The organism is Streptomyces sp. NBC_00513 (assembly GCF_041431415.1).
Classification (GTDB): Bacteria; Actinomycetota; Actinomycetes; order Streptomycetales; family Streptomycetaceae; genus Streptomyces.
This window is the reverse complement of record NZ_CP107845.1, coordinates 5,496,433-5,519,033: the sequence shown is the minus strand read 5'-3', so window position 1 is coordinate 5,519,033 and position 22,601 is coordinate 5,496,433. Positions and strand designations below refer to the sequence as shown.

20 protein-coding genes are annotated in these 22,601 nt (G+C 71.2%); 3 read left to right on the top strand and 17 right to left on the bottom strand.

Annotated elements, in window-relative coordinates:
- Positions 1-57: 57 nt before the first annotated feature.
- The 10 genes from lepB (OHA84_RS25590) to proS form a co-directional block, all read right to left on the bottom strand.
- Entirely contained in the window at positions 58-975 is a 918-nt protein-coding gene (lepB, locus tag OHA84_RS25590) for a signal peptidase I (RefSeq protein WP_053675149.1), read from the bottom strand.
- Between the two features lie 115 nt (positions 976-1,090).
- The gene (lepB, locus tag OHA84_RS25585) at positions 1,091-1,897 is read right to left on the bottom strand and encodes a signal peptidase I (protein ID WP_371591455.1); all 807 of its coding nucleotides are present in this window, start codon (positions 1,895-1,897) and stop codon (positions 1,091-1,093) included.
- Between the two features lie 82 nt (positions 1,898-1,979).
- Positions 1,980-2,690, bottom strand: a complete 711-nt coding sequence (lepB, locus tag OHA84_RS25580; RefSeq protein WP_053675145.1) for a signal peptidase I — start codon at positions 2,688-2,690, stop codon at positions 1,980-1,982.
- A 44-nt stretch (positions 2,691-2,734) separates the two neighbouring features.
- The gene (rplS, locus tag OHA84_RS25575) at positions 2,735-3,085 is read right to left on the bottom strand and encodes a 50S ribosomal protein L19 (RefSeq protein WP_053675143.1); all 351 of its coding nucleotides are present in this window, start codon (positions 3,083-3,085) and stop codon (positions 2,735-2,737) included.
- 133 nt (positions 3,086-3,218) lie between these two features.
- Entirely contained in the window at positions 3,219-4,040 is an 822-nt protein-coding gene (trmD, locus tag OHA84_RS25570) for a tRNA (guanosine(37)-N1)-methyltransferase TrmD (protein WP_053675141.1), read from the bottom strand.
- Positions 4,040-4,642 carry a ribosome maturation factor RimM gene (gene rimM / locus OHA84_RS25565; RefSeq protein WP_266969609.1) on the bottom strand — a complete coding sequence of 201 codons (603 nt, stop codon included), beginning with the start codon at positions 4,640-4,642 and terminating at the stop codon, positions 4,040-4,042. Before rimM ends, trmD begins: the two co-directional genes overlap by 1 nt.
- A gap of 96 nt (positions 4,643-4,738) precedes the next feature.
- Positions 4,739-4,978 (bottom strand): RNA-binding protein, encoded by a 240-nt coding sequence (locus OHA84_RS25560; protein WP_030708535.1) that lies wholly within the window; start codon positions 4,976-4,978, stop codon positions 4,739-4,741.
- Positions 4,979-4,980: 2 nt separating this feature from the next.
- A complete protein-coding gene (rpsP, locus tag OHA84_RS25555) occupies positions 4,981-5,421 on the bottom strand; it encodes a 30S ribosomal protein S16 (RefSeq protein WP_053675137.1) in 441 nt (146 codons plus the stop codon).
- Positions 5,422-5,681: 260 nt separating this feature from the next.
- Positions 5,682-6,281 carry a hypothetical protein gene (locus OHA84_RS25550; protein WP_053675136.1) on the bottom strand — a complete coding sequence of 200 codons (600 nt, stop codon included), beginning with the start codon at positions 6,279-6,281 and terminating at the stop codon, positions 5,682-5,684.
- A 202-nt stretch (positions 6,282-6,483) separates the two neighbouring features.
- Positions 6,484-7,896: a proline--tRNA ligase gene (gene proS / locus OHA84_RS25545; RefSeq protein ID WP_053675134.1), complete on the bottom strand. Its 1,413-nt coding sequence runs from the start codon at positions 7,894-7,896 to the stop codon at positions 6,484-6,486.
- Positions 7,897-8,028: 132 nt separating this feature from the next.
- Here proS and OHA84_RS25540 point away from each other — a divergent pair, with 132 nt between their 5' ends.
- Positions 8,029-8,706: a hypothetical protein gene (locus OHA84_RS25540; protein ID WP_053675132.1), complete on the top strand. Its 678-nt coding sequence runs from the start codon at positions 8,029-8,031 to the stop codon at positions 8,704-8,706.
- A gap of 22 nt (positions 8,707-8,728) precedes the next feature.
- On the opposite strand, the gene ftsH is transcribed toward OHA84_RS25540, so the two are convergent.
- The 6 genes from ftsH to OHA84_RS25510 form a co-directional block, all read right to left on the bottom strand.
- On the bottom strand, positions 8,729-10,651 hold the full coding sequence (gene ftsH, locus OHA84_RS25535) for an ATP-dependent zinc metalloprotease FtsH (RefSeq protein ID WP_053675130.1): 1,923 nt from the start codon (positions 10,649-10,651) through the stop codon (positions 8,729-8,731).
- 166 nt (positions 10,652-10,817) lie between these two features.
- Positions 10,818-12,392 (bottom strand): signal recognition particle protein, encoded by a 1,575-nt coding sequence (gene ffh / locus OHA84_RS25530; protein WP_053675127.1) that lies wholly within the window; start codon positions 12,390-12,392, stop codon positions 10,818-10,820.
- A 206-nt stretch (positions 12,393-12,598) separates the two neighbouring features.
- Entirely contained in the window at positions 12,599-15,025 is a 2,427-nt protein-coding gene (locus OHA84_RS25525; protein ID WP_266969612.1) for a [protein-PII] uridylyltransferase, read from the bottom strand.
- A gap of 17 nt (positions 15,026-15,042) precedes the next feature.
- Complete coding sequence (locus tag OHA84_RS25520; RefSeq protein WP_053675124.1) at positions 15,043-15,381, bottom strand: P-II family nitrogen regulator; 339 nt, start codon at positions 15,379-15,381, stop codon at positions 15,043-15,045.
- Positions 15,378-16,715 (bottom strand): ammonium transporter, encoded by a 1,338-nt coding sequence (locus OHA84_RS25515; protein ID WP_053675122.1) that lies wholly within the window; start codon positions 16,713-16,715, stop codon positions 15,378-15,380. Before OHA84_RS25515 ends, OHA84_RS25520 begins: the two co-directional genes overlap by 4 nt.
- A 291-nt stretch (positions 16,716-17,006) precedes the next feature.
- Entirely contained in the window at positions 17,007-18,497 is a 1,491-nt protein-coding gene (locus OHA84_RS25510) for a hypothetical protein (protein ID WP_266969613.1), read from the bottom strand.
- A gap of 409 nt (positions 18,498-18,906) precedes the next feature.
- Here OHA84_RS25510 and OHA84_RS25505 point away from each other — a divergent pair, with 409 nt between their 5' ends.
- The gene (locus tag OHA84_RS25505; RefSeq protein WP_266969615.1) at positions 18,907-19,575 is read left to right on the top strand and encodes a bifunctional DNA primase/polymerase; all 669 of its coding nucleotides are present in this window, start codon (positions 18,907-18,909) and stop codon (positions 19,573-19,575) included.
- An 87-nt stretch (positions 19,576-19,662) separates the two neighbouring features.
- On the opposite strand, the gene ftsY is transcribed toward OHA84_RS25505, so the two are convergent.
- Positions 19,663-20,877, bottom strand: a complete 1,215-nt coding sequence (gene ftsY, locus OHA84_RS25500; protein ID WP_053675118.1) for a signal recognition particle-docking protein FtsY — start codon at positions 20,875-20,877, stop codon at positions 19,663-19,665.
- A gap of 197 nt (positions 20,878-21,074) precedes the next feature.
- Between ftsY and OHA84_RS25495 the strand changes: the two genes are divergently transcribed.
- The gene (locus OHA84_RS25495; RefSeq protein WP_053675116.1) at positions 21,075-22,547 is read left to right on the top strand and encodes a cytosine permease; all 1,473 of its coding nucleotides are present in this window, start codon (positions 21,075-21,077) and stop codon (positions 22,545-22,547) included.
- The last annotated feature ends 54 nt before the right edge of the window (positions 22,548-22,601 follow it).

The window sequence follows — 22,601 nt, the reverse complement described above, 5'->3', positions numbered from 1 at the left end:
GTGTTCCGCCCATTCCAGCGCCCCCACACTTCGGAGATCGGTGACCTGGGCGGCACCCTACCGGGCGGTACGGCCCTTGGTCAGCCTCCGTCGACGCCACATGACCAGCGGAACCGCGCCGGTGAGCCCCAACGCCGCCGGGCCGAGCCCGACGGGCGCGAGACCGGCGGCCCCGAGGCCGAGGGCCGTCGCCTTTGCCTGGTCGCCGATGCCCGGCTGGTCGAAGGTGTCCGGAACCGGGAGGGTGGACCAGCGCGTGACCGGCCACGCCACGACCACGGCCCGCCCGACGACGTCCTTGACCGGAACGAACCCGCGCGTCGAGTCCTGCTGGTGGTAGCGGGAGTCCTGGGAGTTCTGCCGGTGGTCGCCCATGACCCAGATCGAGCCCTTCGGGACGACGAGGGGGCCGAACGGGAAGTCGTCGCAAGGGGTGTTGCCGGGGAAGATGTACGGCTCGTCCAACTCCTTGCCGTTGACGACGACAGGCCCCCCCTTCTTGCACTCGACCGTGTCCCCGCCGATGGCGATGGTCCGCTTGATCAGGTCCTTCTCGTCCGCGGACGGCATCAAGCCGATCTTGCTGAGCACCTGCTGCATGAAGTTGGGCTCCGGGGTGGCCTCACCGGACAGCCAGTTCGCGGGGTCGTGGAAGACGACGACCTCACCGCGCTCGGGCTCCGAGCCGAACCACGGGGTCAGCTTGTCCACCAGTACCCGGTCGCCCCGCTGCAGGGTGTTCTGCATCGAGTCGGACGGGATCGAGAACGCCTGCACCAGGAAGGTCTTGATCAGCAGGGCCAGCAGCAGGGCGATACCGATGAGGAGCGGAAGCTCCTTCCAGAACGAACGCTGCGGGCGCGCCTCGGCGCCCTCGTCCTCCGCGTCGTCCTTCGCGAACTCGGCATCGCTCCCCACGGCGTCGTCCGGCCGCTCCTCGCCCTCGTCGCGTCCGGATCGTGCGCCTACCGCCACATCCCCCACATCCACTCCCTCACATCGGAAATCGCCGCCCGTGCCGGATCGGGAACGGGCCCTCCCCTCCCCTAACGAGCGGGAGTTCCCTAAGGCTCGGGAGACCGAGGACACACTATGCGACCGACGTACCCCGACGACGCCCACGTGGCTCGCGCCGTCCGCGTCGTGCCTGATCGGGGACCGTGAGGAAGGTCGCCGGCTGCTCCAGCCTGCGCCAGTGGTCGTACGGCCAGGCGATCACCACGGCTTCCCCGACGACCCCGTCCTCGGCGATGGTGCCCCCGAAGCCCTCGTCGAGGTGGAAGCGGGAATCGGCGGAATTCGCGCGGTGGTCGCCCATCACGAACAGCCGGCCCTCCGGCACCCGGACCGTGAAGCGGATCTCCGAGGGGGCGTTGCCCGGGTTCACGTACGGCTCGTCGAGCGGCGCGCCGTTGACGGTGATCCGCCCCTTGGCATCACAGCAGGTGACCGTGTCCCCGCCGACGCCGATGACCCGCTTGATCAGGTCCTGTTCATCGGCGGAGGGCAGCAGTCCGATGAAGGTCAGGACCTCCTTGACCTGCTTGACCACGACGGGGTCCTTGGGCGGCCGGGTGGCCTCTCCCTTGAGCCACCCGCCGGGGTCCTTGAAAACGACGACGTCGCCCCGCTCGACCTTGGAGCCGAACCACGGCGTCAGCTTGTCGACCAGGACCCGGTCGCCGATCCGGATCGTCTGCTCCATCGAGCCGGAGGGGATGAAGAAGGCCTGTACGAGGAAGGTCTTGAGGAGCAGCGCGATGAACAGGGCCACCACGACGAGCAGCGGCACCTCGCCGACCCGTCGGGTCCGTCTGCGTCTCTTGACCCGCCGCGCCAGCCGGCGGCGGTCGGCGCGGCTGCCCCCGTCGGGCTCGCGCACGGGCGTCGTGGGCACCGGCCCTCGTGCCGGGGCGGGCCTCGACGGCGCCTCCACCCAATGCTCGGGCTCCCGGCGACCGCGGCCGCGTCGTCGCCGGCTACCCATGTCCGCCGCCCGCGGGCCCCGCGGCGCCCCAACGCGAGAGCGGCCAGCCGATCCAGTCGGCCCGCCCGATCACCCTCTCCACCGGCACCATCCCCCCGCCCGGCTCCCCCAGGTGGTCCCGGGAGTCCCGGGACTGGGAGCGATGATCACCCATGACCCACAGGGTCCCAAGGGGTACGACGATCCGGAAGGGCACCTTCGAGGCGGTGTCCCCCGGGAACAGGTAGGGCTCGTCGAGCGTGGTGCCGTTGACCCGGATCCGGCCGCCCGCGTCGCAACAGACCACGTCGTCACCGCCCACCCCCACCACCCGCTTCACGAAGTCGGTCTCGGACGGGTCCCCGATGCCCAGTGCGGACGCCGCGCCTCGCAGGCTCTCGCCCATCGAGCCGGATCCTGCCCCCTCCGGTACGAAGGAGCCCCTGCCGTCGAAGACGACGAGGTCCCCGCGTCGCGGCTGGTCGCCGAACCGGTAGGCGAGCTTGTTGACCAGGACCCGGTCACCGACCCGGAACGTCGGCTCCATCGATCGGCTCGGGATCAGGAAGGGCTGTAGGACGAAATTGCTGAACAGCAGCAGGAAGACCGTGCAGATCACACCGAGCAGTCCGACCCGCTTCCACGAGAACGCGAAACGCGACCGCCCCTCCCCCTGATCGGGGGAGGAGTGGTCGCGTCGTGTGAGCTCTGCTTCGGTGTCCATCGGGTGCGAGCCTATCCGGCCCGCCCCTGGACCCGGAGATGAGATCAGCGGTCGCGCTTCTCCTTGATCTTCGCGGCCTTGCCGCGGAGCTCACGGAGGAAGTACAGCTTGGCGCGACGCACGTCACCGCGGGTGACGACCTCGATCTTCTCGAAGATCGGGGAGTTCACCGGGAAGGTGCGCTCGACACCGACGCTGAAGGAGACCTTGCGAACGGTGAAGGTCTCGGAGACGCCGGCGCCCTGACGGCGGATGACGACACCCTTGAACTGCTGGATACGGGAGCGGTTGCCCTCGATCACGCGGACGTGCACGTTGATCGTGTCACCGGGGCGGAAGGCCGGGACGTCGGAGCGGATCGAGGCGGCGTTGACGCCATCGAGCAGGTGAGACATGTGCTTCGTCTGCTTTCTTCGCACGGCGCCACAGGTCGCCGAAGCGGGTTTCCGGAGAGAATTCGGGAGCCGCGTCACTCGACGGACGACGATCCCCCTGTGGCAGGGGCGCCCGCGAGCACACAGCAGCCGCCTATTCTTCCACGGCCTGCGGCCTGAGCCAAAATCGGCCGTCGGCGGAGGGCTTCCAGCCGAGCGCGCCGAGCATCGCCCTGTCCTTCTTGTCGAAGGCGGACGCCTCGCAGCGCTCGATCAGGTCGGGGCGGTTCGCGGCGGTGCGACGGAACGCCTCGTCGCGGCGCCAGCGCGCGATCTTCCCGTGGTGGCCGCTCAGCAGCACGTCCGGGATTCCCCGGCCGCGCCACTGCGGGGGCTTCGTGTAGACGGGCCCCTCCAGCAGATTGGCCATGTCGCCGGGGGCGAAGGAGTCGTCGCGGTGCGACTCGGCGTTGCCGAGGACTCCGGGAAGCAGCCGGGCCACGGCCTCGGTGACGACCAGGACGGCCGCCTCGCCGCCCGCCAGGACGTAGTCGCCGATGGAGACCTCGTACACCGGCAGGCGCGTCGCGTACTCGTCCATGACGCGGCGGTCGATGCCCTCGTACCGGGCGGGGGTGAAGATCAGCCAGGGTCGCTCGGAGAGCTCGACGGCGAGTTCCTGGGTGAAGGGCCGACCGCTGGGCGTCGGGACGACGATGACCGGGCCGTGCGCGCCGGCCTCGTAGCCGTCGGCGAGCGCCGTGTCCAGGGCCTCGCCCCACGGGTCGGTCTTCATGACCATGCCCGGGCCGCCGCCGTAGGGGGTGTCGTCGACCGTGTTGTGGCGGTCGTACGTCCAGTCCCGCAGGTCGTGGACGTGAACGTCGAGCTGCCCGCGGGCCCGGGCCTTGCCGACGAGGGAGACGTTCAACGGCTCCAGGTACTCGGGGAAGATCGTGACGACGTCGAGACGCATCAGGCGTCTGCCCCGGGAGCGGCGGCCTCGTCGTCCTTGTCGTCCGCGTCGCCCTTGTCGTCCGCGTCGTCGCGCTCGGAAGCGATCACCGCGTGGTCGTCGATCAGTCCTGGCGGCGGGGTGATGACACAGCGCTGCTCTTCCAGGTCGATCTCGGCGACGATCTCCTCGACGAAGGGGATCATCACCTCGGTGCCGTCGGGCCGTTCGACGATGAACAGGTCCTGCGAGAGCAGGTGGGAGATCTCGGTGATCCGACCGACCTCGGTGCCGTCCTCCAGCACCACGTCCAGGTCCATCAGCTGGTGGTCGTAGTACTCGTCGGGCTCTTCCGGCAGTTCCGCCGGGTCCACGTCCGCGATGAGCAGGGTGTTCCGCAGCGCCTCGGCGCCCGTGCGGTCCTTCACCCCGGCGAAGCGCAGCAGCAGCCTGCCGCTGTGCACCCGGCCCGTCTCGATGGTCAGCGGACCCGCGGACGCCGGTTCGGTCTGGAGCACGGCGCCGGGTCCGAGCCGCAGTTCGGGCTCGTCGGTCCGTACCTCGACGGTGACCTCACCCTTGATCCCGTGGGCGCGGCCGATCCGCGCGACTACCAGCTGCACTGTGTGTCTCTCCTGTTCAGACGACGACGGGCCGGGGCGGGCACGTATGCCCTCCCCGGCCCGTCGCCGGTGATTCACGCTTTCAACGGACAGGTCTCAGCGGACCTGGTCCACGTCGACGAGGTCGACGCGGATCCCCCGGCCGCCGATGGCGCCCACGACGGTACGCAGAGCACGTGCGGTGCGGCCGTTGCGACCGATCACCTTGCCCAGGTCGTCCGGGTGGACCCGGACTTCCAGCACCTGCCCGCGGCGCAGGTCGCGCGAGGCGACCTGCACTTCGTCGGGGTTGTCCACAATGCCCTTCACGAGGTGCTCAAGAGCCTCCTCGAGCATGCTCAGGCCTCGGTCGACTCGGCGGTGGCCTCAGCCTCGTCCGCCTTCTTGTCGGCCTTCTTCGCCTTCTGCGTGATGGCCTCGCCCTTGGTCTCGCCGATGCCCTCGAGGGCCTTGGCGAACTCGTCGAACGTGCGGCGCTTGCTCTCCTTGGTCTCCGGCTGCAGCAGCGGCGCGGGGGCCGGGAGGCCCTTGTGCGCCTGCCAGTCACCGGTCAGCTTCAGGATGGCGAGCACGGCCTCGGTGGGCTGGGCGCCGACCGAGAGCCAGTACTGCGCACGCTCGGCGTTGACCTCGATGCGCGACGGGTTGTACGTCGGGTGGTACAGACCGATCTCTTCGATCGCACGACCATCGCGGCGGGTGCGCGAGTCGGCGACGACGATGCGGTAGTGCGGCTGGCGAATCTTGCCGAGGCGCTTGAGCTTGATCTTGACTGCCACTGGAGTGGTGTCTCCTGAACTTGACGTGGTTGGGCACATGAGATGCCACGTGGGGTTGCGGTACTCGGGTGCCCGATGGACGCGTCAGCCGGAGGAGAGAGGGGTCCTATGCGACTGTCGAGTACAGCTAGCCATTGTGCCACATGCCTGCGGCGCTTCCTCTCGGGGAGCGGTGATCGGTGGCACGCGGACGCGCACCACCGATGCCGCCGCCACCGGGCGGAGGCCGTACCGGGCCCGTACGGGCCCGGGGGGTGTCTTCAGGAGGCGGCGGCCGAGACGGCCACCTCGGGAATGCGGAACGGTTTCATGCAGCCCCCGCAGACGATGGGCGCCTGGGCCAGGACGGACGGGACGACCCGCACGTTCCGGCCGCAGTCGCAGACCGCCTTGACCCGCACACCGCCACCGGACGAGCCGTGACGGGCGGCCGGCCCGCGGAAGCTGCGCTTGGTGTCGGCGGCGGTGGCGACCGTGTGCGCCTTCAGCGCGCGGTGCAGCCGCTCGATGGTCGGGCGGTAGCGCCGCTTCGCCTCGGGGTTGAGCGAGACCAGGGAGAAGCCGCTGCTGGCGTGCGGTTCCTCGGAGTGGTCCAGCCCCATCTCCTCGGCGATCGCGAGGAATCTGCGGTTGTGGTAGCGGCCGGCCCGCGAGGTGTCGCGGACTCCACGGGCGGCTGCGATGCCGTGGACTGCCTCGTGCAGCAGTCGCTCGAAGGAGAGCTCGGCGCCGCAGGCGGACGAGGACTCTCCGATCAGGGACTCGGGCGCGGCAAGGTCAGGCAGCTCGGGGTGGTACCGCTGAATATCGGCCCACGCCTGCGCCAGCTCTGCGGCGAGAACAGGTGGTGTCGTGCTCACGTCGTGACAACGAGCCGGGGTGCCCCGGTGTTCCGATTCCGGGCCATTCCAAATTTTTTGCACGTACCAGTCAGTTCAGTCTCATGCGTCCTGACGAGGACGGGTGCGCATATCCCCGGAGGAGTCGGTACGTAACGAGGCCCAACGACAGCCGCCCCCGGGCGCGCGGCGCGGGCCGCACGCCCGGGGGCGGGTCGGTGGATCAGTACGAGCGGGCGACGATCGCGAGGGTTCCCGGGGCGTCGTCCGCCTGCGGAACCGACCCGTCGGGGGCGATCAGGCAGCGTACGGAGACGGCCTGTTCGGCCAGCTTGGCCTCGCCCTCGGGGCCGAGGTCGGCCCACGGGATGCGCGCCCAGCCACCGGCGATGGCGGCCTCGGCGGCCTCCTCGATGGTCGCGACGTCGGAGGTGCGGGCCTCGCGGCGCTCGCGGGACTCGCGCAGCAGCTGCGCCTGGTCCTCCTCCAGCACCTTGGGCAGCAGGTCGAGCAGCGCGGAGATCTGCACGGCCTCCTTGCCGCCCGGGATCCGGCGGGCGAGCATCGCGGTGCCGGCCTCCAGGTCGCGGGGGCCGATCTCGATGCGGACCGGTACGCCCTTGAGCTCCCAGTCCACGGCGCGGCGGCCGAAGGGGGTGTCGACGCGGTCGTCGACCTGCACGCGGATGCCGGCGGCCTTGAGTTGGGCGCCCAGCTCGCGGACCTTGGTCACGGCCTCGTCGCCCTTGATCGCCATGACGACGACCTGGACGTGCGCGAGGCGCGGCGGGACGCGCAGGCCGTTGTCGTCGCCGTGCGACATGATCAGGCCGCCGACCATGCGGGTCGAGACGCCCCACGAGGTCTGCCAGACCAGCTCCTGCTTGCCTTCCTTCGACAGGTACTGCGTGTTGAAGGCCTTGGCGAAGTTGGTGCCCAGCTCGTGGCTGGTGCCCAGCTGGAGGGCCTTGCCGTCGCCCATCATGCCCTCGAGGGTGAGGGTGTTGATGGCGCCGGCGAAGCGCTCCTTGGCGGTCTTGCGGCCGAGCACGACGTCGATGCCGAGCACGTTCGTCATGAAATCGCCGTAGACGTCCGTGTGGATGCGGGCCGCGTAGTCGCGGGCGTCCTCGTAGGTGGCGTGGGCGGTGTGGCCCTCCTGCCAGAGGAACTCGCTCGTACGGAGGAACACGCGCGGGCGCATCTCCCAGCGGACCACGTTGGCCCACTGGTTGATCAGCAGGGGCAGGTCGCGGTAGCTCTGGACCCACTTCGAGAAGTAGTCGTTGATGATCGTCTCGGAGGTGGGGCGGACGACGACCGGCTCGTCGAGTTCCTTGCCACCGCCGTGCGTGACGACCGCGAGCTCGGGGGCGAAGCCCTCCACGTGCTCGGCTTCCCGGGTCAGGTAGGACTGCGGGATGAACAGCGGGAAGTACGCGTTCTGGGCGCCCGCGTCCTTGATGCGCGCGTCCATCTCCTGCTGCATCCGCTCCCACAGCCCGTAGCCGTACGGTCGGATGACCATGGTGCCGCGTACCGGACCGTTGTCGGCCAGCTCGGCCTTGTTGATCAGATCCTGGTACCAGCGGGGGAAATCCTCCGCCTGGGGGGTGAGAACGGGTGCCTTTGCCATGGCGCGAATGGTACGGCGCCGGGCACGCGATGCGTGAATCGGGTGGCTCGTTCCTCTGGACGCGGGGGCGAATGGGGAGTTCCCTGGCAACGGGGGCCAGGGGGCGACAAAGGAATCAGGAGCGCTCTTTCGATGACACCGACGCCGACGGCGACGCTCGTCGCCCGGGACTGGGCGGAGATCCAGGAACGGATGCTGGTACCGCTGTACGAGGCCGTCTACGAACGGCTGGAGGTCGGGCCGGGCGACCGGCTGCTGGACCTCGATTGCGGGGCCGGGCTGGCCCTGCTGTTGGCCGCGGGGCGGGGAGCCCTGGCCACGGGCGTGGAGGCGGACCCGGCACGCCGGGCGCTGGCCCGTGAGCGGCTGTTGGAGGTGGTCGCCGCTCCCCCGGCGTCGCCGGCGCGTCCGTACGACGTCGTGCTGGCCTTCACGCCCCGCCCGCGGGACCTGACGGCCGCCCTGTCCGCGGTGCGGCGGGGCGGTGTGGTGGTGCTGGCCGACTGGGGTCCGGCGGAGCGGTGCACGGTGCCGGCCGTACTGGGCGGCGGGCCGGCCCCGCGGGACCTGGACGCGATGGTGGCGTCGGCCGGACTGGTGCCGGACGGGTCGGGACGGGTGTTCTGCCCGTTCGGGTACGCGGACGTGGACAGCGCGGTGCGCGGGCTGCTGTCGACCGGGATGTACGAGCACGCGGACACGGCCCAGGTCGAGAAGGAACTGGCCGAGGCGCTTCACCCGTACGAACGAGCCGACGGGTCGGTCTGGTTGCCGAACATCTTCCGGTACGTGGTCGCCCGGACGGCCTAACGGGCCGGATCGTGTGTCCCGGCTACTTGTGGAGGCGCGCGATGCCCGCCGCGGCGTAGGCGGCGGGCTCGTCCAGGGTCTCGTTCGCGAGCAGCGCCTCGGCGAGCGCGTCCAGCTTGTCGCGGTTCTCGCGCAGCAGTCGGCAGGCGTCCTCGTAGCACTCGTCGACGATCCGTCGCATCTCGTGGTCGACGGCGTCGAGGGTGGCGGGCGCCGCGAGGAGGCCGTAGGGGCTCTGCGCGTCCGCCGGGATCGCGGTGAGCCGGCCGATCCGCTCGCTCATGCCCCAGCGGCCCACCATGCCCCGGACGATGTTGGTGACCTGTTCGAGGTCGTTCTCCGCGCCCGTGGTGATGACCGCGTACACCACCTGCTCGGCGGCCATTCCGCCGAGCGCTCCGATGACGCGGCCCCGGAGGTACTCCTCCGTGTAGGCGTACCGGTCGGCGTCCGGGGTCGAGAGGGTGACGCCGAGCGCCCGGCCGCGCGGCACGATGGTGATCTTGCGGACGGGGTCGGCGCCCGGCTGGAGCATGCCGAGGAGGGCGTGGCCGCTCTCGTGGTAGGCGGTGCGGCGGCGCTCCTCGTCGGGCATGACCAGGGGCCGTTCGGCGCCGAGTTGAACCTTCTCCAGGGCGTCGGAGAGGTCGGACTGGGTGACCGCGTCCTGTCGGCGCTTGACCGCCAGCAGGGCCGCCTCGTTGGCCAGGTTGGCCAGTTCGGCGCCGGTCATGCCCGGGGTCGTACGGGCCACCTGGGCGAGGTCGACACCGGGCGCGAGCGGGATGTCGCGGGTGTGGATGCGCAGGATCGCCTCGCGGCCGGCCTTGTCGGGCGGGGAGACGACGACGGTGCGGTCGAACCGGCCGGGGCGGGTCAGGGCGGGGTCGAGGACGTCGGCGCGGTTGGTGGCGGCGAGGACGACGACCCCCTCCGAGCCGGAGAAGCCGTCCATCTCGGTGAGGATCTGGTTGAGGGTCTGTTCGCGCTCGTCGTGGCCGCCCATGGCGGCGCCGCCGCCGCGCGCGCGGCCGATGGTGTCGATCTCGTCGATGAAGATGATCGCGGGGGCCACCTTGCGGGCCTCGGAGAAGAGTTCCCGTACCCGGGAGGCGCCGACGCCGACGATCATCTCGATGAACTCGGACGCGGAGGCGGAGAAGAAGGGCACCCCGGCCTCGCCGGCGACGGCTCGGGCCAGCAGGGTCTTGCCGGTGCCGGGGAGGCCGGCGAGGAGGACCCCGCCGGGCATGCGGGCGCCCAGCTTGCGGTACTCCTGCGGGTTCTTCAGGAAGTCGACGACGTCGTTCAGTTCGCCCTCGACCTCGTCGATGCCGGCCACGTCGTCGAAGGTGGTGCGTTTGGCGCCGGTCTCCAGTTCCACTGGCTTGGGCGGCGCCTTGCGTCCGAGCCCGCCCATGCCGCCCATGGCTGAGCCCATCCGTCGGGCGATGAACATCCACAGGACGACGAGCAGGAGGATGGGCGCGAGGGAGATCAGCAGGTTGGCGAGGAAGCTGCGCTGTTCGACGACCGGGGAGGCGGTGACGGTGACGCCCTTGGCGGTGAGGTTCGACCACAGCTGGTCGTCGGCGAAGGCGGGCCGCTGGGTGACGAACTTCGTGTAGTCGCCGTCCCCGTCGGGGGCGGGCTGCTTGTTCTTCAGCTGCCCCTGGATGGCGTCGCCCTTGGAGTAGATCTTCGAGACGTTGCCGTCGGCGACCTGTTTGCTGAACTCCGTGTACGAGATCGTCGGCTCGTCGCCCTCGTTGAAGAACGACAGCACGAGGTTGGTCAGCAGGAAGAGGACCAGCGCGGTGAGGATCAGCCCGCGCCAACCGCCGGGCATCCCCCGCTTCGGCGGCGGTGGGCTGGGCGGGGCGCCCTCGGAGCGCCAGGGGGTGTCGGCCCGGTCGCGCGGCGGTGCGGGGGTGGGGCTGGGCACGGGGCCTCCTTCTGCCGTCCTCCCGCCCGACGATAAGCGACATACCTGATCATTGCGCCCCGACGGCCGGGGCCCTGGTACGCCGGGGCCCTGGTACAGGGAAGGGCCCCGGCCGCATCCCCGGCCGGGGCCCTCCTCGTACGCGTCGCGCGGTGCCGTCAGGCGGTCACTTCATGAACTTCTTGAACTCGTCCGGGAGGTCGAAGTCCTGGCCGGGCTGCGCACCGCCGGCCGGCAGGCCGAACGGGTTGCCACCGGCGGCCGGCTCGGCCGCCTGCGGGCCCTGCTCGCGCCGGGCCGCGGCCGCGGCCTCCTCTTCCTTGCGCTTCATCGGGTTGCCGCTCTTGCGCTTGCCCTTGGCCTGCTTGATCTGCTTCTTCTGCCGGCCGGGGCCGCCACCCATCCCGGGGATGCCGGGCATGCCGGGCATCCCGCCGCCCTGGGCCATGCGGGACATCATCTTGCGGGCCTCGAAGAAGCGCTCGACCAGCGACTTCACGGCGCTGACCTCGGCGCCGGAACCCTTGGCGATACGGGCGCGGCGCGAGCCGTTGATGAGGTGCGGGTCATGGCGCTCGGCCGGGGTCATCGACTTGATGATCGCGGCCATGCGGTCCACGTCGCGCTCGTCGATATTGTTGATCTGGTCCTTGATCTGACCCATGCCCGGCAGCATGCCGAGGAGCTTGGAGATGGAGCCCATCTTGCGGACCTGCTCCATCTGGGCCAGGAAGTCGTCGAGCGTGAACTCCTTCGGGCCCTTCGCCAGCTTGGCCGCCATCTTCTCGGCCTCGGCCTGGCTGAAGGTCTTCTCGGCCTGCTCGATCAGGGTGAGCATGTCACCCATGTCGAGGATCCGGCCCGCCATGCGGTCGGGGTGGAAGGCGTCGAACTCGTCGAGCTTCTCGCCGTTCGAGGCGAACATGATCTGCTTGCCGGTGACGTGCGCGATGGAGAGCGCGGCACCGCCTCGGGCGTCGCCGTCGAGCTTGGAGAGCACGACACCGTCGAAGCCGACGCCGTCGCGGAAGGCCTCCGCGGTGTTGACCGCGTCCTGGCCGATCATGGCGTCGACGACGAAGAGGATCTCGTCGGGGCTGACGGCGTCACGGATGTCCGCGGCCTGCCGCATCAGCTCCTGGTCGATGCCGAGGCGACCGGCGGTGTCGACGACGACCACGTCGTACTGCTTGGTGCGGGCGTACTCGATCGAGTCCTTGGCGACCTGGACCGGGTCACCGACGCCGTTGCCGGGCTGCGGCGCGTAGACGGCGACGCCGGCGCGCTCGGCCACCACGGACAGCTGGTTGACGGCGTTGGGGCGCTGGAGGTCACACGCCACGAGGAGCGGGGCGTGGCCCTGCCCCTTCAGCCACAGGCCGAGCTTTCCGGCGAGGGTGGTCTTACCGGCGCCCTGGAGACCGGCGAGCATGATCACCGTCGGGGCGGTCTTGGCGAAGCGCAGCCGCCGGGTCTCGCCACCGAGGATGGAGACCAGCTCGTCGTTGACGATCTTGAGGACCTGCTGGCCCGGGTTCAGGGCCTTGGAGACCTCTTCGCCGCGGGCGCGCTCCTTGACGTTCGCGATGAAGGAGCGGACGACCGGGAGGGCGACGTCGGCCTCGAGGAGGGCGATACGGATTTCCCGCGCCGCAGCGTCGATGTCCTGCTCGGAGAGGCGACCTTTGCCCCTGAGGGACTTGAAAGTCGAGGCAAGGCGGTCGGAAAGCGTATCGAACACGGTGGTCGCGATTCCTCAGGTCGGGGGCGTGTGGTCGCCCCCCAGGGTATCGGGCCTCGGGACGGATGTGCCCCCGGCCGTCCCAAGCGGCCGGGGGCCCGCCGGCGCACGGGCGGGGAGCAGGGGCGATGCGCTCGATCGGCGGCGTCGCGCGGCCCCTGCCGGGGCCCGCGGAGGGCTCGGGCGAGGGCGGCGGCGAGCGGGTGTCAGCGCAGCGCCGCCTCCACCTCGGCGGCCAGCGCGGCCGCCGGGGCCGGCGGCAGGGGTTTGCCGTCGGCGTCGACCACGTAGAGGGAGTCCACCGCGTTGGCGCCGAGCGTGGAGACGTGGGCGCTGCGGACACGGACCCCCGCGGACTCCAGCGCCCGCCCGATGCGGTGCAGCAGGCCGACCGCGTCGGGTGCGCGCACCTCCAGGACCGTGGCCAGCGAGGAGACGTCCGGGATCACGGTGACCCGGGGCGGGGGCGGGACCACTCCGCGCCGCCGGGGGTAGGCCGATTCGCGCTCGGCCAGTTTCGCCGGAACGTCCAGGGAGCCGTCCAGCGCCCGGATCAGGTCGGTCCGCAGTCGTGCCGTCTCCGGCAGGGCCCCGTACTCGGCGGCGACCCGCCAGCGCAGCACCAGTACCTCGCCCGGCAGGTCCGACAGCTCCAGGGAGCGCAGGTCGGCGGCCCGTACGGTCAGCCGGTGCAGGGCCAGTACGCCGGCCGCGGCGGGGAGGACCCCGGGCTGGTCGGGGACGGCGACGACGAGTTCGACGCCGACGGCGTCCTCCTCCTGGCGGGCGTGCAGCGCCAGGACCGGTTCGCCGGTGCGCAGCGCCTCGACCGCGAGGCGTTCCGCTTCGGTGGAGGGGATCTCCGGTTCGGTGGCGGCGGGCGGCGCGCCGCGCAGGACGGCCGCGACGCGGGCGACGAGGTCGGCCACCAGGGAACCGCGCCAGGCGCTCCAGGCGGCCGGTCCGGTGGCGAGTGCGTCGGCCTCGGTGAGCGCGTGCAGCAGTTCCAGGGTGCCGGTGGAGCCGAGGGCCTGCGCGACGGAGCGCACGGTGGCGGGGTCGTCGAGGTCGCCCCGGGTCGCGGTGTCGATCAGCAGGAGGTGGTTGCGGACGAGGACGCCGAGGACGGCGGTGTCCCGGGCGTCGAAGCCCACGCGGGTGGCCACGTCGCGGGCGATGGTCTCGCCGGCGACGGAGTGGTCGCCGGGCCACCCCTTGCCGATGTCGTGCAGCAGCGCGGCCATCAGCAGCAGGTCGGGGCGGCTCACCCGGCGGGTCATCTCGGAGGCGCGGACGGCGGTCTCGACCAGGTGCCGGTCCACGGTCCAGGTGTGCACGGGGTTGCGCTGCGGCCGGCACCGGACCCGTTCCCAGTCGGGCAGCAGTCGTGTGATCAGGCCTTCCGCTTCGAGGGCCTCCCACACTCCGATCGTGGGCTCCCCAGCCCCGAGCAGTGTCAGGAGCTGTTCGCGGGCCTCGGCGGGCCAGGGCACGGGCAGGGGCTTCGCCTGCGCCGCGAGCCGGCGCACGGAGTGCGGGGACACGGGCAGGCCGGCCTGCGCGGCGGCCGCGCCGAGCCGCAGCGCGAGCACCGGGTCCCGTTCGGGGCGCGCGGCCAGTGCCAGCACGGCCTCGCCGTCGGATTCCACGACCCCTTCGGCCAGCGGGGCGCGCGCCGACTCGGCCGGGCCCCGGCTCCCCAGCAGCCCGCGCAGGCGGGGGCGGGCGGAGCGGGCGCGCAGCACGCGGCCGACCTCCCGCCAGGTGACGTCCCCGGCGTACGCGACGACCCGCGCGGCCTCGTACACCTCGCGCAGCAGGGCGTCGGCGTCGAGCAGGCCGAGCCGCTCGGCGACCTGGTCCTGTTCCTGGAGGGAGAGCCGGTCGGTGGCCCGGCCGGTCACCAGGTGCAGGGCGTCGCGCGTGTCCAGGAGCTTGCGTCGGGCCTCGGCGAGTCCCTCGCGGGGGGCGTCGGCGAGCCAGGACGCGGCGACGGCCCGCAGCGCGGTGATGTCGCGCAGGCCGCCGCGTGCCTCCTTGAGGTCGGGTTCGAGCAGGAAGCGCAGCTCGCCGGCCCGGTCGGCGCGCTCGCGGCACAGGGTGTCCAGTTGCGGGAGCCGTTTGACGGCCTGGTTGCGCCAGTCGGCCAGCACGGAGGTGCGCAGGCCGGCGAGGAGTCCGGCGTCCCCGGCGACGGGGCGGGAGTCGAGCAGTCCGAGGTGGACCTTGAGGTCCTCGGCGGCCGTTTTGCGGGCCTCCGCGGGGGTCCGTACGGAGTGGTCGAGGGCCACGCCGAGGTCCCACACGGGGTACCAGAGGCGGTCGGCCAACGCGCTCAGCGCGCGGGGGTCGGCCTTGCCGTCGTGCAGGAGCAGCAGGTCGAGGTCGCTGCGCGGGGAGAGTTCGCCGCGTCCGTAGCCACCGACGGCGACCAGCGAGGCGCCCCGTACGCCGGTCTCCCGCACGGCTCGGGCGAAGAGCGCCCGCAGCCAGTCGTCGGTCAGTGCGGCCAGGGCGGAACGCCGGGAAGGCCCGGACCGCGACTCCTCCTGGAGGAGTCGCAGCCGGGCCGCGGCGTAACCGCTGGGTCCCGAGCCGGCCGGTTCGGTCGTGGTCGCGTCCACACTCGTCACCCAGGGTCTCCCGTCGCCTAGAGCGCGTCAGCGCCGCGCTCGCCGGTGCGGACCCGGATGATCGAGTCCACGGGGACGCTCCACACCTTGCCGTCACCGATCTTGCCGGTGTGGGCCGCGGTGACGAGCACATTCATCACGTCGTCGGCGGCGTCGTCCTCGACGACCACCTCGATGCGGATCTTCGGTACGAGGTCCACGGTGTACTCGGCGCCGCGGTAGACCTCCGTGTGGCCGCGCTGGCGGCCGTAGCCGCTGGCCTCGGAGACCGTGAGTCCCTGTACCCCGAAGCGCTGGAGGGCTTCCTTGATCTCGTCGAGCCGGTGGGGCTTGACGATCGCGGTGATCAGCTTCATGCGTCAACCTTCTTGGTCGCGGCGGCAGCGGGGGTGGCGGTTCCGCGCGAGGCTCCGCCGCCGGCTCCGCTGAAGTCGTACGCGGTCTCGGCGTGCTCGACCTGGTCGATGCCGGAGACCTCGACGTCCTCGGTGACCCGCATTCCGATCGTCTTGTCGAGGAGGAAGGCGAGGATCGCGGACGCCACGAGAGAGTAGGCCAGGACGGAGAAGACTCCGATGGCCTGCTTGCCGAGCTGCTCCAGGCCGCCGCCGTAGAAGAGGCCGGCCACATCGGACTGGACCCCGCCGGTGGCGAAGAATCCGACGAGCAGGGAGCCGACGATGCCGCCGACGAGGTGGACGCCGACCACGTCGAGGGAGTCGTCGTAGCCGAACTTGTACTTCAGGCCCACGGCCATGGCGCACAGCACACCGGCGATGACACCGACCGCGATGGCGCCGAGCGGGGAGACGGCGCCGCCGGACGGGGTGATGGCGACGAGGCCCGCGACGGCGCCGGAGGCGGCGCCGAGGGTGGTGAAGGAGCCGTGGCGCAGCTTCTCGTAGGCGAGCCAGGCGAGCATGGCGGCGGCGGTGGCGACCTGCGTGTTGACGAACATGACCGCGCCGACGCCGTCGTCGTTGCCGAGCCAGGAGCCCGCGTTGAAGCCGAACCAGCCGAACCACAGGAGGCCGGCGCCGAGCATCACGAGGGGGAGGCTGTGCGGGCGCATCGGGTCCTTCTTGAAGCCGACGCGCTTGCCGATGACCAGGATGACGCCGAGGGCCGCGGCGCCGGCGTTGATGTGGACGGCGGTGCCGCCCGCGAAGTCGATGACGCCGAGTTCGAAGAGCCAGCCGCCCGCGCCCCACACCCAGTGGGCGACGGGGAAGTAGACGACGGTGACCCACAGGGCGGTGAAGAGGGCCCAGGCGCTGAACTTGACGCGGTCGGCGAGGGCGCCGCTGATCAGGGCGGGGGTGATGACGGCGAACATCAGCTGGAAGACGGCGAAGACGTACACCGGGATGGTGTAGCCGTCCCACAGCTCGGTGATCCCGATGCCGCTGAGGCCCACGTAGTCGGAGTTCCAGCCGATCAGGGAGCCTGAGTCGGTGCCGAAGGCGAGGCTGAATCCGTAGAGGACCCAGAGGATCGTGACGATCCCGAGGCTGATGAAGCTCATCATCAGCATGTTGAGACTGCTCTTGACGCGGACCATGCCTCCGTAGAAGAAGGCGAGTCCCGGGGTCATCAGCATGACCAGGGCGGAGCAGATGAGCATGAACCCGGTGTTCGCGGCAGACAGCGTCGGGGCGTCTGCCGCGAGGGTCGTGATGGCTGATGCCATCGGCGTCTCCTCGTCGTCGGTACGTTCGCGTGCGGGCGATCGTGAAAACCTGAGCGGCGTTAAGGGGCTGGCCGGTTATTGGCCCTGAGATTCGCGCAGGGGGGTTTCCGGCGGCGCAGCTGCGTGTTTCACGCCGATGACGAAGAGGTCGCGCGTGTTACGCCTCCATGAACGAGCGGAAGCGCGAAACCGGCCGCGGCGGTGACCCGGGAGACCTGGCTGGGGGAGCCTGATCGGGCTTCACGGGGTCCGCTGCCGCGGCCGGTGCCTGGGGGACGGCCGTCAGGACCGTCAGACGGCCTCCGCGGCCTCGGGGAGCCGGGCGGCGAGGACGTCCGTCAGTCGGACCACCTCGGCGACGTCGCCGTACTCGCGCGCGGCTTGGTCGACGGTCTTGCGGAGCCGCGTGTTCACCCGTTCGGACCGCACCTTTCGCGCCACGTCCAGGGCTTGGTCGACGAGGCCGGCCGCCTGCTCGGGCTCACGCCGGAGCAGGTGCACGGTGGCCATTCCGACGAGGTTCAGGGCGTACGAGCGCTGGTGTTCGTCGTCCTTGGCGAACAGCTCCACGGCCCGCGCCATGACGGGTTCGGCGAGGGAGGCGTAGGTGGGGCTGCGGCCGGCGACGTAGGCGAGGTCCCGGTACGAGTGGGAGTTCTCGCCGTTCAGCTCGGCCTCGGAGAAGAAGCGGATCCAGTCGGGCTCGGGCTCGCCGTCGAAGGCGACGTCGGAGAAGGTGTCCTCGGCCATCCGCACGGCGCGCTTGCAGCGGCTGGGCTGGCCCATGTTGGCGTAGGCGCGGGCCTCCATCGCATACAGCATGGCCTGGGTCCGGGGACCGGCGCAGTCGCGGCTGCCGTACTGCGCGAGGTGGATGAGTTCCAGGGCGTCGTCGGGGCGCCCGAGGTGGATCATCTGGCGGCTCATGCCGGAGAGGATGTACGAGCCGAGCGGCTTGTCACCGCCCTCCTTGGCGGCGTGCAGGGCGAGGACGAAGTACTTCTGCGCGGTGGGGTGCAGGCCGATGTCGTAGCTCATCCAGCCGGCGAGCTCGGCGAGCTCGGCGGCGACCTTGAAGAGCCGCTTCATGATCGGGGCGGGGTGGTTCTCCTGGAGCAGGTCGGTGACCTCGTGCAGCTGGCCCACGACGGCCTTGCGGCGCAGCCCGCCGCCGCACTGGGCGTCCCACTGGCGGAACATCACGGTGGTGGCCTCGAGCAGGTCGAGTTCCGGTTCGGACAGCCGGGGCGGCCGGTGGCCGCCCGTCGAGCCGCCCCCGGTACGCGATCCGGGGTCGGCGGCCGGGACCGGGACGAGCCAGCGCTGCATGGGCTCGATGAGCGCGGGGCCGGCGGAGAGGACGAGCGAGGTGCCGAGGAAGCCCCGGCGCGCCAGCATCAGGTCGCTGCGGGAGAACTCGCTGAGCAGCTCCACGGTCTGCGGGCCGGCCCAGGGCAGGTCCACGCCGGACACGGAGGGCGTCTGGTGGGCGGTGCGCAGGCCGAGCTGCTCGATGGCGACGACGGAGCCGAAGCGCTCGGAGAACAGCTCCGAGAGGATGCGCGGGACGGGTTCGCGGGGTTGCTCGCCGTCGAGCCAGCGGCGGACGCGCGAGGTGTCGGTGCTGATGTGGTGGGCGCCCATCTGGCGGGCCCGGCGGTTGACCTGGCGGGCCAGTTCGCCCTTGGACCAGCCACTGCGGACGAACCAGGAGGTCAGCTGCTCATTGCGATCGGCAGCCTCCGACGACTCGCTCGTTCCGCTTGCGCCGTTGCCGCTCACAGGAACGCCCCCATCCGTTCAGCATCCTCATCACGAAACCCTGGCTCGGAGCGCAGGCGCGACCGGGGACCTTCACAGGTCCTTCACGCTTTGCCTCCGGCATACCCACGAACGGGCCTGCCCTCCGGGCTCGTGTACCGAAAGTAATCCTACGATCACCCCCACCGCGAGGTCGATTCCAGAAACGCCACCATTCGCCACCCCTTCGAATGAAGTCGCCACCGGCCAGGCGCGATTCACTTGACAGGCAGGCGAAACGGAATGGTTGGACGGGAGTGCACTGGGGGCGCGCGCGGCGAGGAGTGCGCCGGGCGACCCCCTCCCGGAGCGGCCCCCGGGGCCGGCCCACAGGAGGTCTCGCCTTCGTCGTAACCACCGACGCGTTCGACCCGTTGGAGGGGGCATGGGCATGGGCTTCACGATCGGCGGCAGCCGCGGCACCAAGGAGTTCCTTTCCGGCGCTCGGCGCCGCAGCCGGACCTCGGAGTGCACGACGGTGGCGGAGTACACCGGCCTGTGGGGCTGGGAGACGGTCCCCGGCGCCCGGGCGGCGGCGCCCGCCGCCGAGTGTTCCTGCGGTCATACGAATTGCGGTGCGCCCGGGGCGCATCCGCTGGACTTCGCACCCACCGTCCCGGCGGGCGCCACCCTCGACGAGGTCACCGAGATCTGGGGCGAGTACCCCGGCGCCGCGATCATGCTCCCCGTCGGTCGGTCCTTCGACGTCATCGAGGTCTCCGCGGAGGCCGGGCGGCGCGCGCTGGTCCGACTGGAGCGGATGGGGCTCCCACTGGGCCCGGTCACCGTCACCCCGGACGACCGGGCCCAGTTCTTCGTCGCTCCCGGGGCCGCCGCCGAGCTGCCGCAGTTGCTGTACCGGATGGGCTGGGACGACGCCGATCTCGACCTGCGGGCCCTGGGCCACGGAGCCTTCCTCACCGCCCCGCCCTCCGACCGCGCGGGGCTCGGACCGGCCGGCTGGCTGCGGCCTCCCGCGCTCGACTGCGCGGGCGGGCCGCCGCAGGCCCGGCTGCTGCTGGGGACGCTCGCGTACATCTGCCACCGCCTGAGGCGCTGAGGCCCGTACGCGTGACAGTGCCCCCGCGTCCGGTCGGATGCGGGGGCACTGTCACGCGTACGGCGGCGAGGGCGCGGAGCGGGTCGCTCAGTCGCCGATCAGGGCGTCCACGAACGCCTCCGGCTCGAAGGGGGCCAGGTCGTCCGGTCCCTCGCCGAGACCGATGAGCTTGACCGGGACACCCAGCTCGCGCTGGACGGCGACGACGATGCCGCCCTTGGCGGTCCCGTCGAGCTTGGTCAGCACGATGCCGGTGATGTCCACGACCTCGGCGAAGACGCGCGCCTGGGTCAGGCCGTTCTGGCCGGTGGTGGCGTCCAGCACGAGCAGGACCTCGTCGAGCGGGCCGTGCTTCTCCACGACGCGCTTGACCTTGCCGAGCTCGTCCATGAGCCCGGTCTTGGTGTGCAGCCGACCGGCGGTGTCGATCAGTACGACGTCCGCGCCCTCGGCGATGCCCTCCTTGACGGCGTCGTAGGCGATCGACGCCGGGTCGCCGCCCTCGGGGCCGCGGACGGTCCGGGCGCCGACCCGGTCCCCCCAGGTCTGGAGCTGGTCGGCGGCGGCGGCACGGAAGGTGTCCGCCGCGCCGAGCACGACGCTGCGGCCGTCGGCGACGAGGACGCGGGCCAGCTTGCCGGTGGTGGTGGTCTTGCCGGTGCCGTTGACGCCGACGACCATCACGACGGCCGGGGTGTCGACGCCGCTCTCGGTCTTGACGGCGCGGTCGAAGTCGGTGCCGACCAGGGTCAGCAGCTCCTCCTTCAGGAGGGTGCGCAGGTCGGCGGGGGTGCGGGTGCCGAGCACCTTGACCCGCTCGCGGAGCCGGTCCACCAGCTCCTGGGTCGGCACGACGCCGACGTCGGCGATCAGGAGGGTCTCTTCGACCTCCTCCCAGGTGTCCTCGTCGAGGTGCTCGCGGGAGAGCAGCGTGAGCAGTCCCTTGCCGAGCGAGTTCTGCGAGCGGGAGAGCCGTGCGCGCAGCCGGACCAGGCGGCCGGCGGTGGGCTCGGGCACCTCGATCTCGGGTGCCGCGACCACGGGGTCCTCGACGGCGACCGGGGAGTCGGTGGCCGCCTCCGCCTCGGGAAGGGTCACCTCCTCGATCGTGCGGCGCGGCTCTTCCGCCGTGGGGGCGGCGTCCTCCCCCACCTGCGGTTCGGCGGGCGGGGCAGTGATGGTCGGCGGGCCGGGCGGTGCCGTGGGGGGCAGCTGCTTCTTCTTGCGGCTGCCGACCACGAGCCCGCTGACCACGCCGACCGCGACCAGGGCGATGACTACAGCGAGAATGAGGATGTCCATAACCCCACCAGTATCGGCCACGGCGCGCGGCGCGGGCGGACCCGCGCGGGCGGCGGCGCGGAGCGTGGCCGGATGCGGTGCGGCACTCGCCGGCGAGCCCTTCGGCGCTCCCCACCGGGCATTACTCCGCTATTTGTGATTTTCGCGGCGAAACTACGATGATGTACCACTCCCCCCACATCCCCACGGAGTAGTGCATGCCTGCCAAGCCCACTGCCGGTGCGACGGAGACCGCCCAGGAGACTGCGGTCGAGACCCGCGGACTGGAACCCGTACCGGACGACGAACGCGGCGGCCGGGTCCGCGAACTGGTCCCGACCTGGGTCGCCGCCAACATCAGCGTGCTGCTGTTGACCATGGGCGCGGGGCTCGTGATCTTCAACAAGCTCAACATCTGGCAGGTCCTCGTCGTCGCCATCGCCGCGCCCGTCCTCTCGTACGGGATCGTCGGCCTGATATCCATCGCCGGCAAGCGCGGCGGGGCTCCCGGCATGGCGCTCTCGCGGGCCGTCTTCGGGCAGCGCGGCAACCTGTTCCCCGGCGCGCTGATCTGGGTGGCCCGCTGGGGCTGGGAGACCATCAACGCGGTCAGTGGCGCCTACGCCGTGCTGACCGTCCTCGACCTGGTCTTCGGGATCAAGAGCAACACCGCGCTGATCGTCGTCACCCTGCTCTTCTTCGTGGGCTGCACCTTCGTGGTCTCCGGTCTCGGCATCAACGCGCTGCGCGTGTGCTCGAAGTGGTCGACGTACCTGTTCGGGGCGTTCAGCGTGCTCGTCCTCGGCTACCTGGTGTTCGACACCGACTGGGCGGCGGTACTCGACAAGCCCGCCGGATCCACCGCGATGATGATCGCGGGCATCGGCACGATCGCCGCCGGCGGCATCAGCTGGGTTCCGTCGGGCCCGGACTTCACCCGCTACCTGCCGCGGACCGCGTCCTCGAAGGCCATGGTCGGCGCGACGATCGGCGGCGCGGGGATCGTGGTCCTGCCCATGGTGCTGATGGGCGCGGTGATGGCCGTCGGCACCCCCGACCTGGCCTCCGCGCAGGACCCGGTCTCCTTCATCGGCGAGCTGCTGCCGATCTGGATCGCGGTCCCCTACCTGCTCATCGCGGTGGTCGGCATGCTGCTGATCAACTCGATGTCGATGTACTCGGCGGGCTTCACGGCGCAGACCCTCGGCATCAAGGTCCCGCGCGCCTGGGCCGTCAGCGTCAACGCGGTCATCAGCCTGGTCTTCGGGTTCCTGCTGATGGTCGTCGCGACGAGCTTCTTCGGCTCCTTCATCTCCTTCCTGACGCTGCTGGCCGTGGCCTTCTCCGCGTGGATCGGCGTCTTCGGCGTGGACATGTTGCGGCGCAAGTCCTACGACGGGCGCGCGCTGCTGGACACCACTGCCGGCAGCGCCTACTGGTACAAGGGCGGCTATGCCTGGCAGGCGATGACGGCCTGGGGCGTGGCCCTGGTGGTGGGGCTGCTGTTCACGAAGGTGGACTGGTTCAGCGGCCCGCTCGCCTCGACCTGGATCGGCCAGAACGGTCTGGGCTGGGTCGCGGGCATCCTCACGTCGGGCGTGCTGTACGCCGTCCTGCCCCGCACCGCGGCGCCGCGGTCCGCGCCGGTCGAGGCCGAGGAACCGGTGCCCGCCGGAACCCTGGGCAACTGACGCAACGTCAGCTACCGTCCCCCTTCGCCCGCCCACCACATCCGGCGAAGGGGG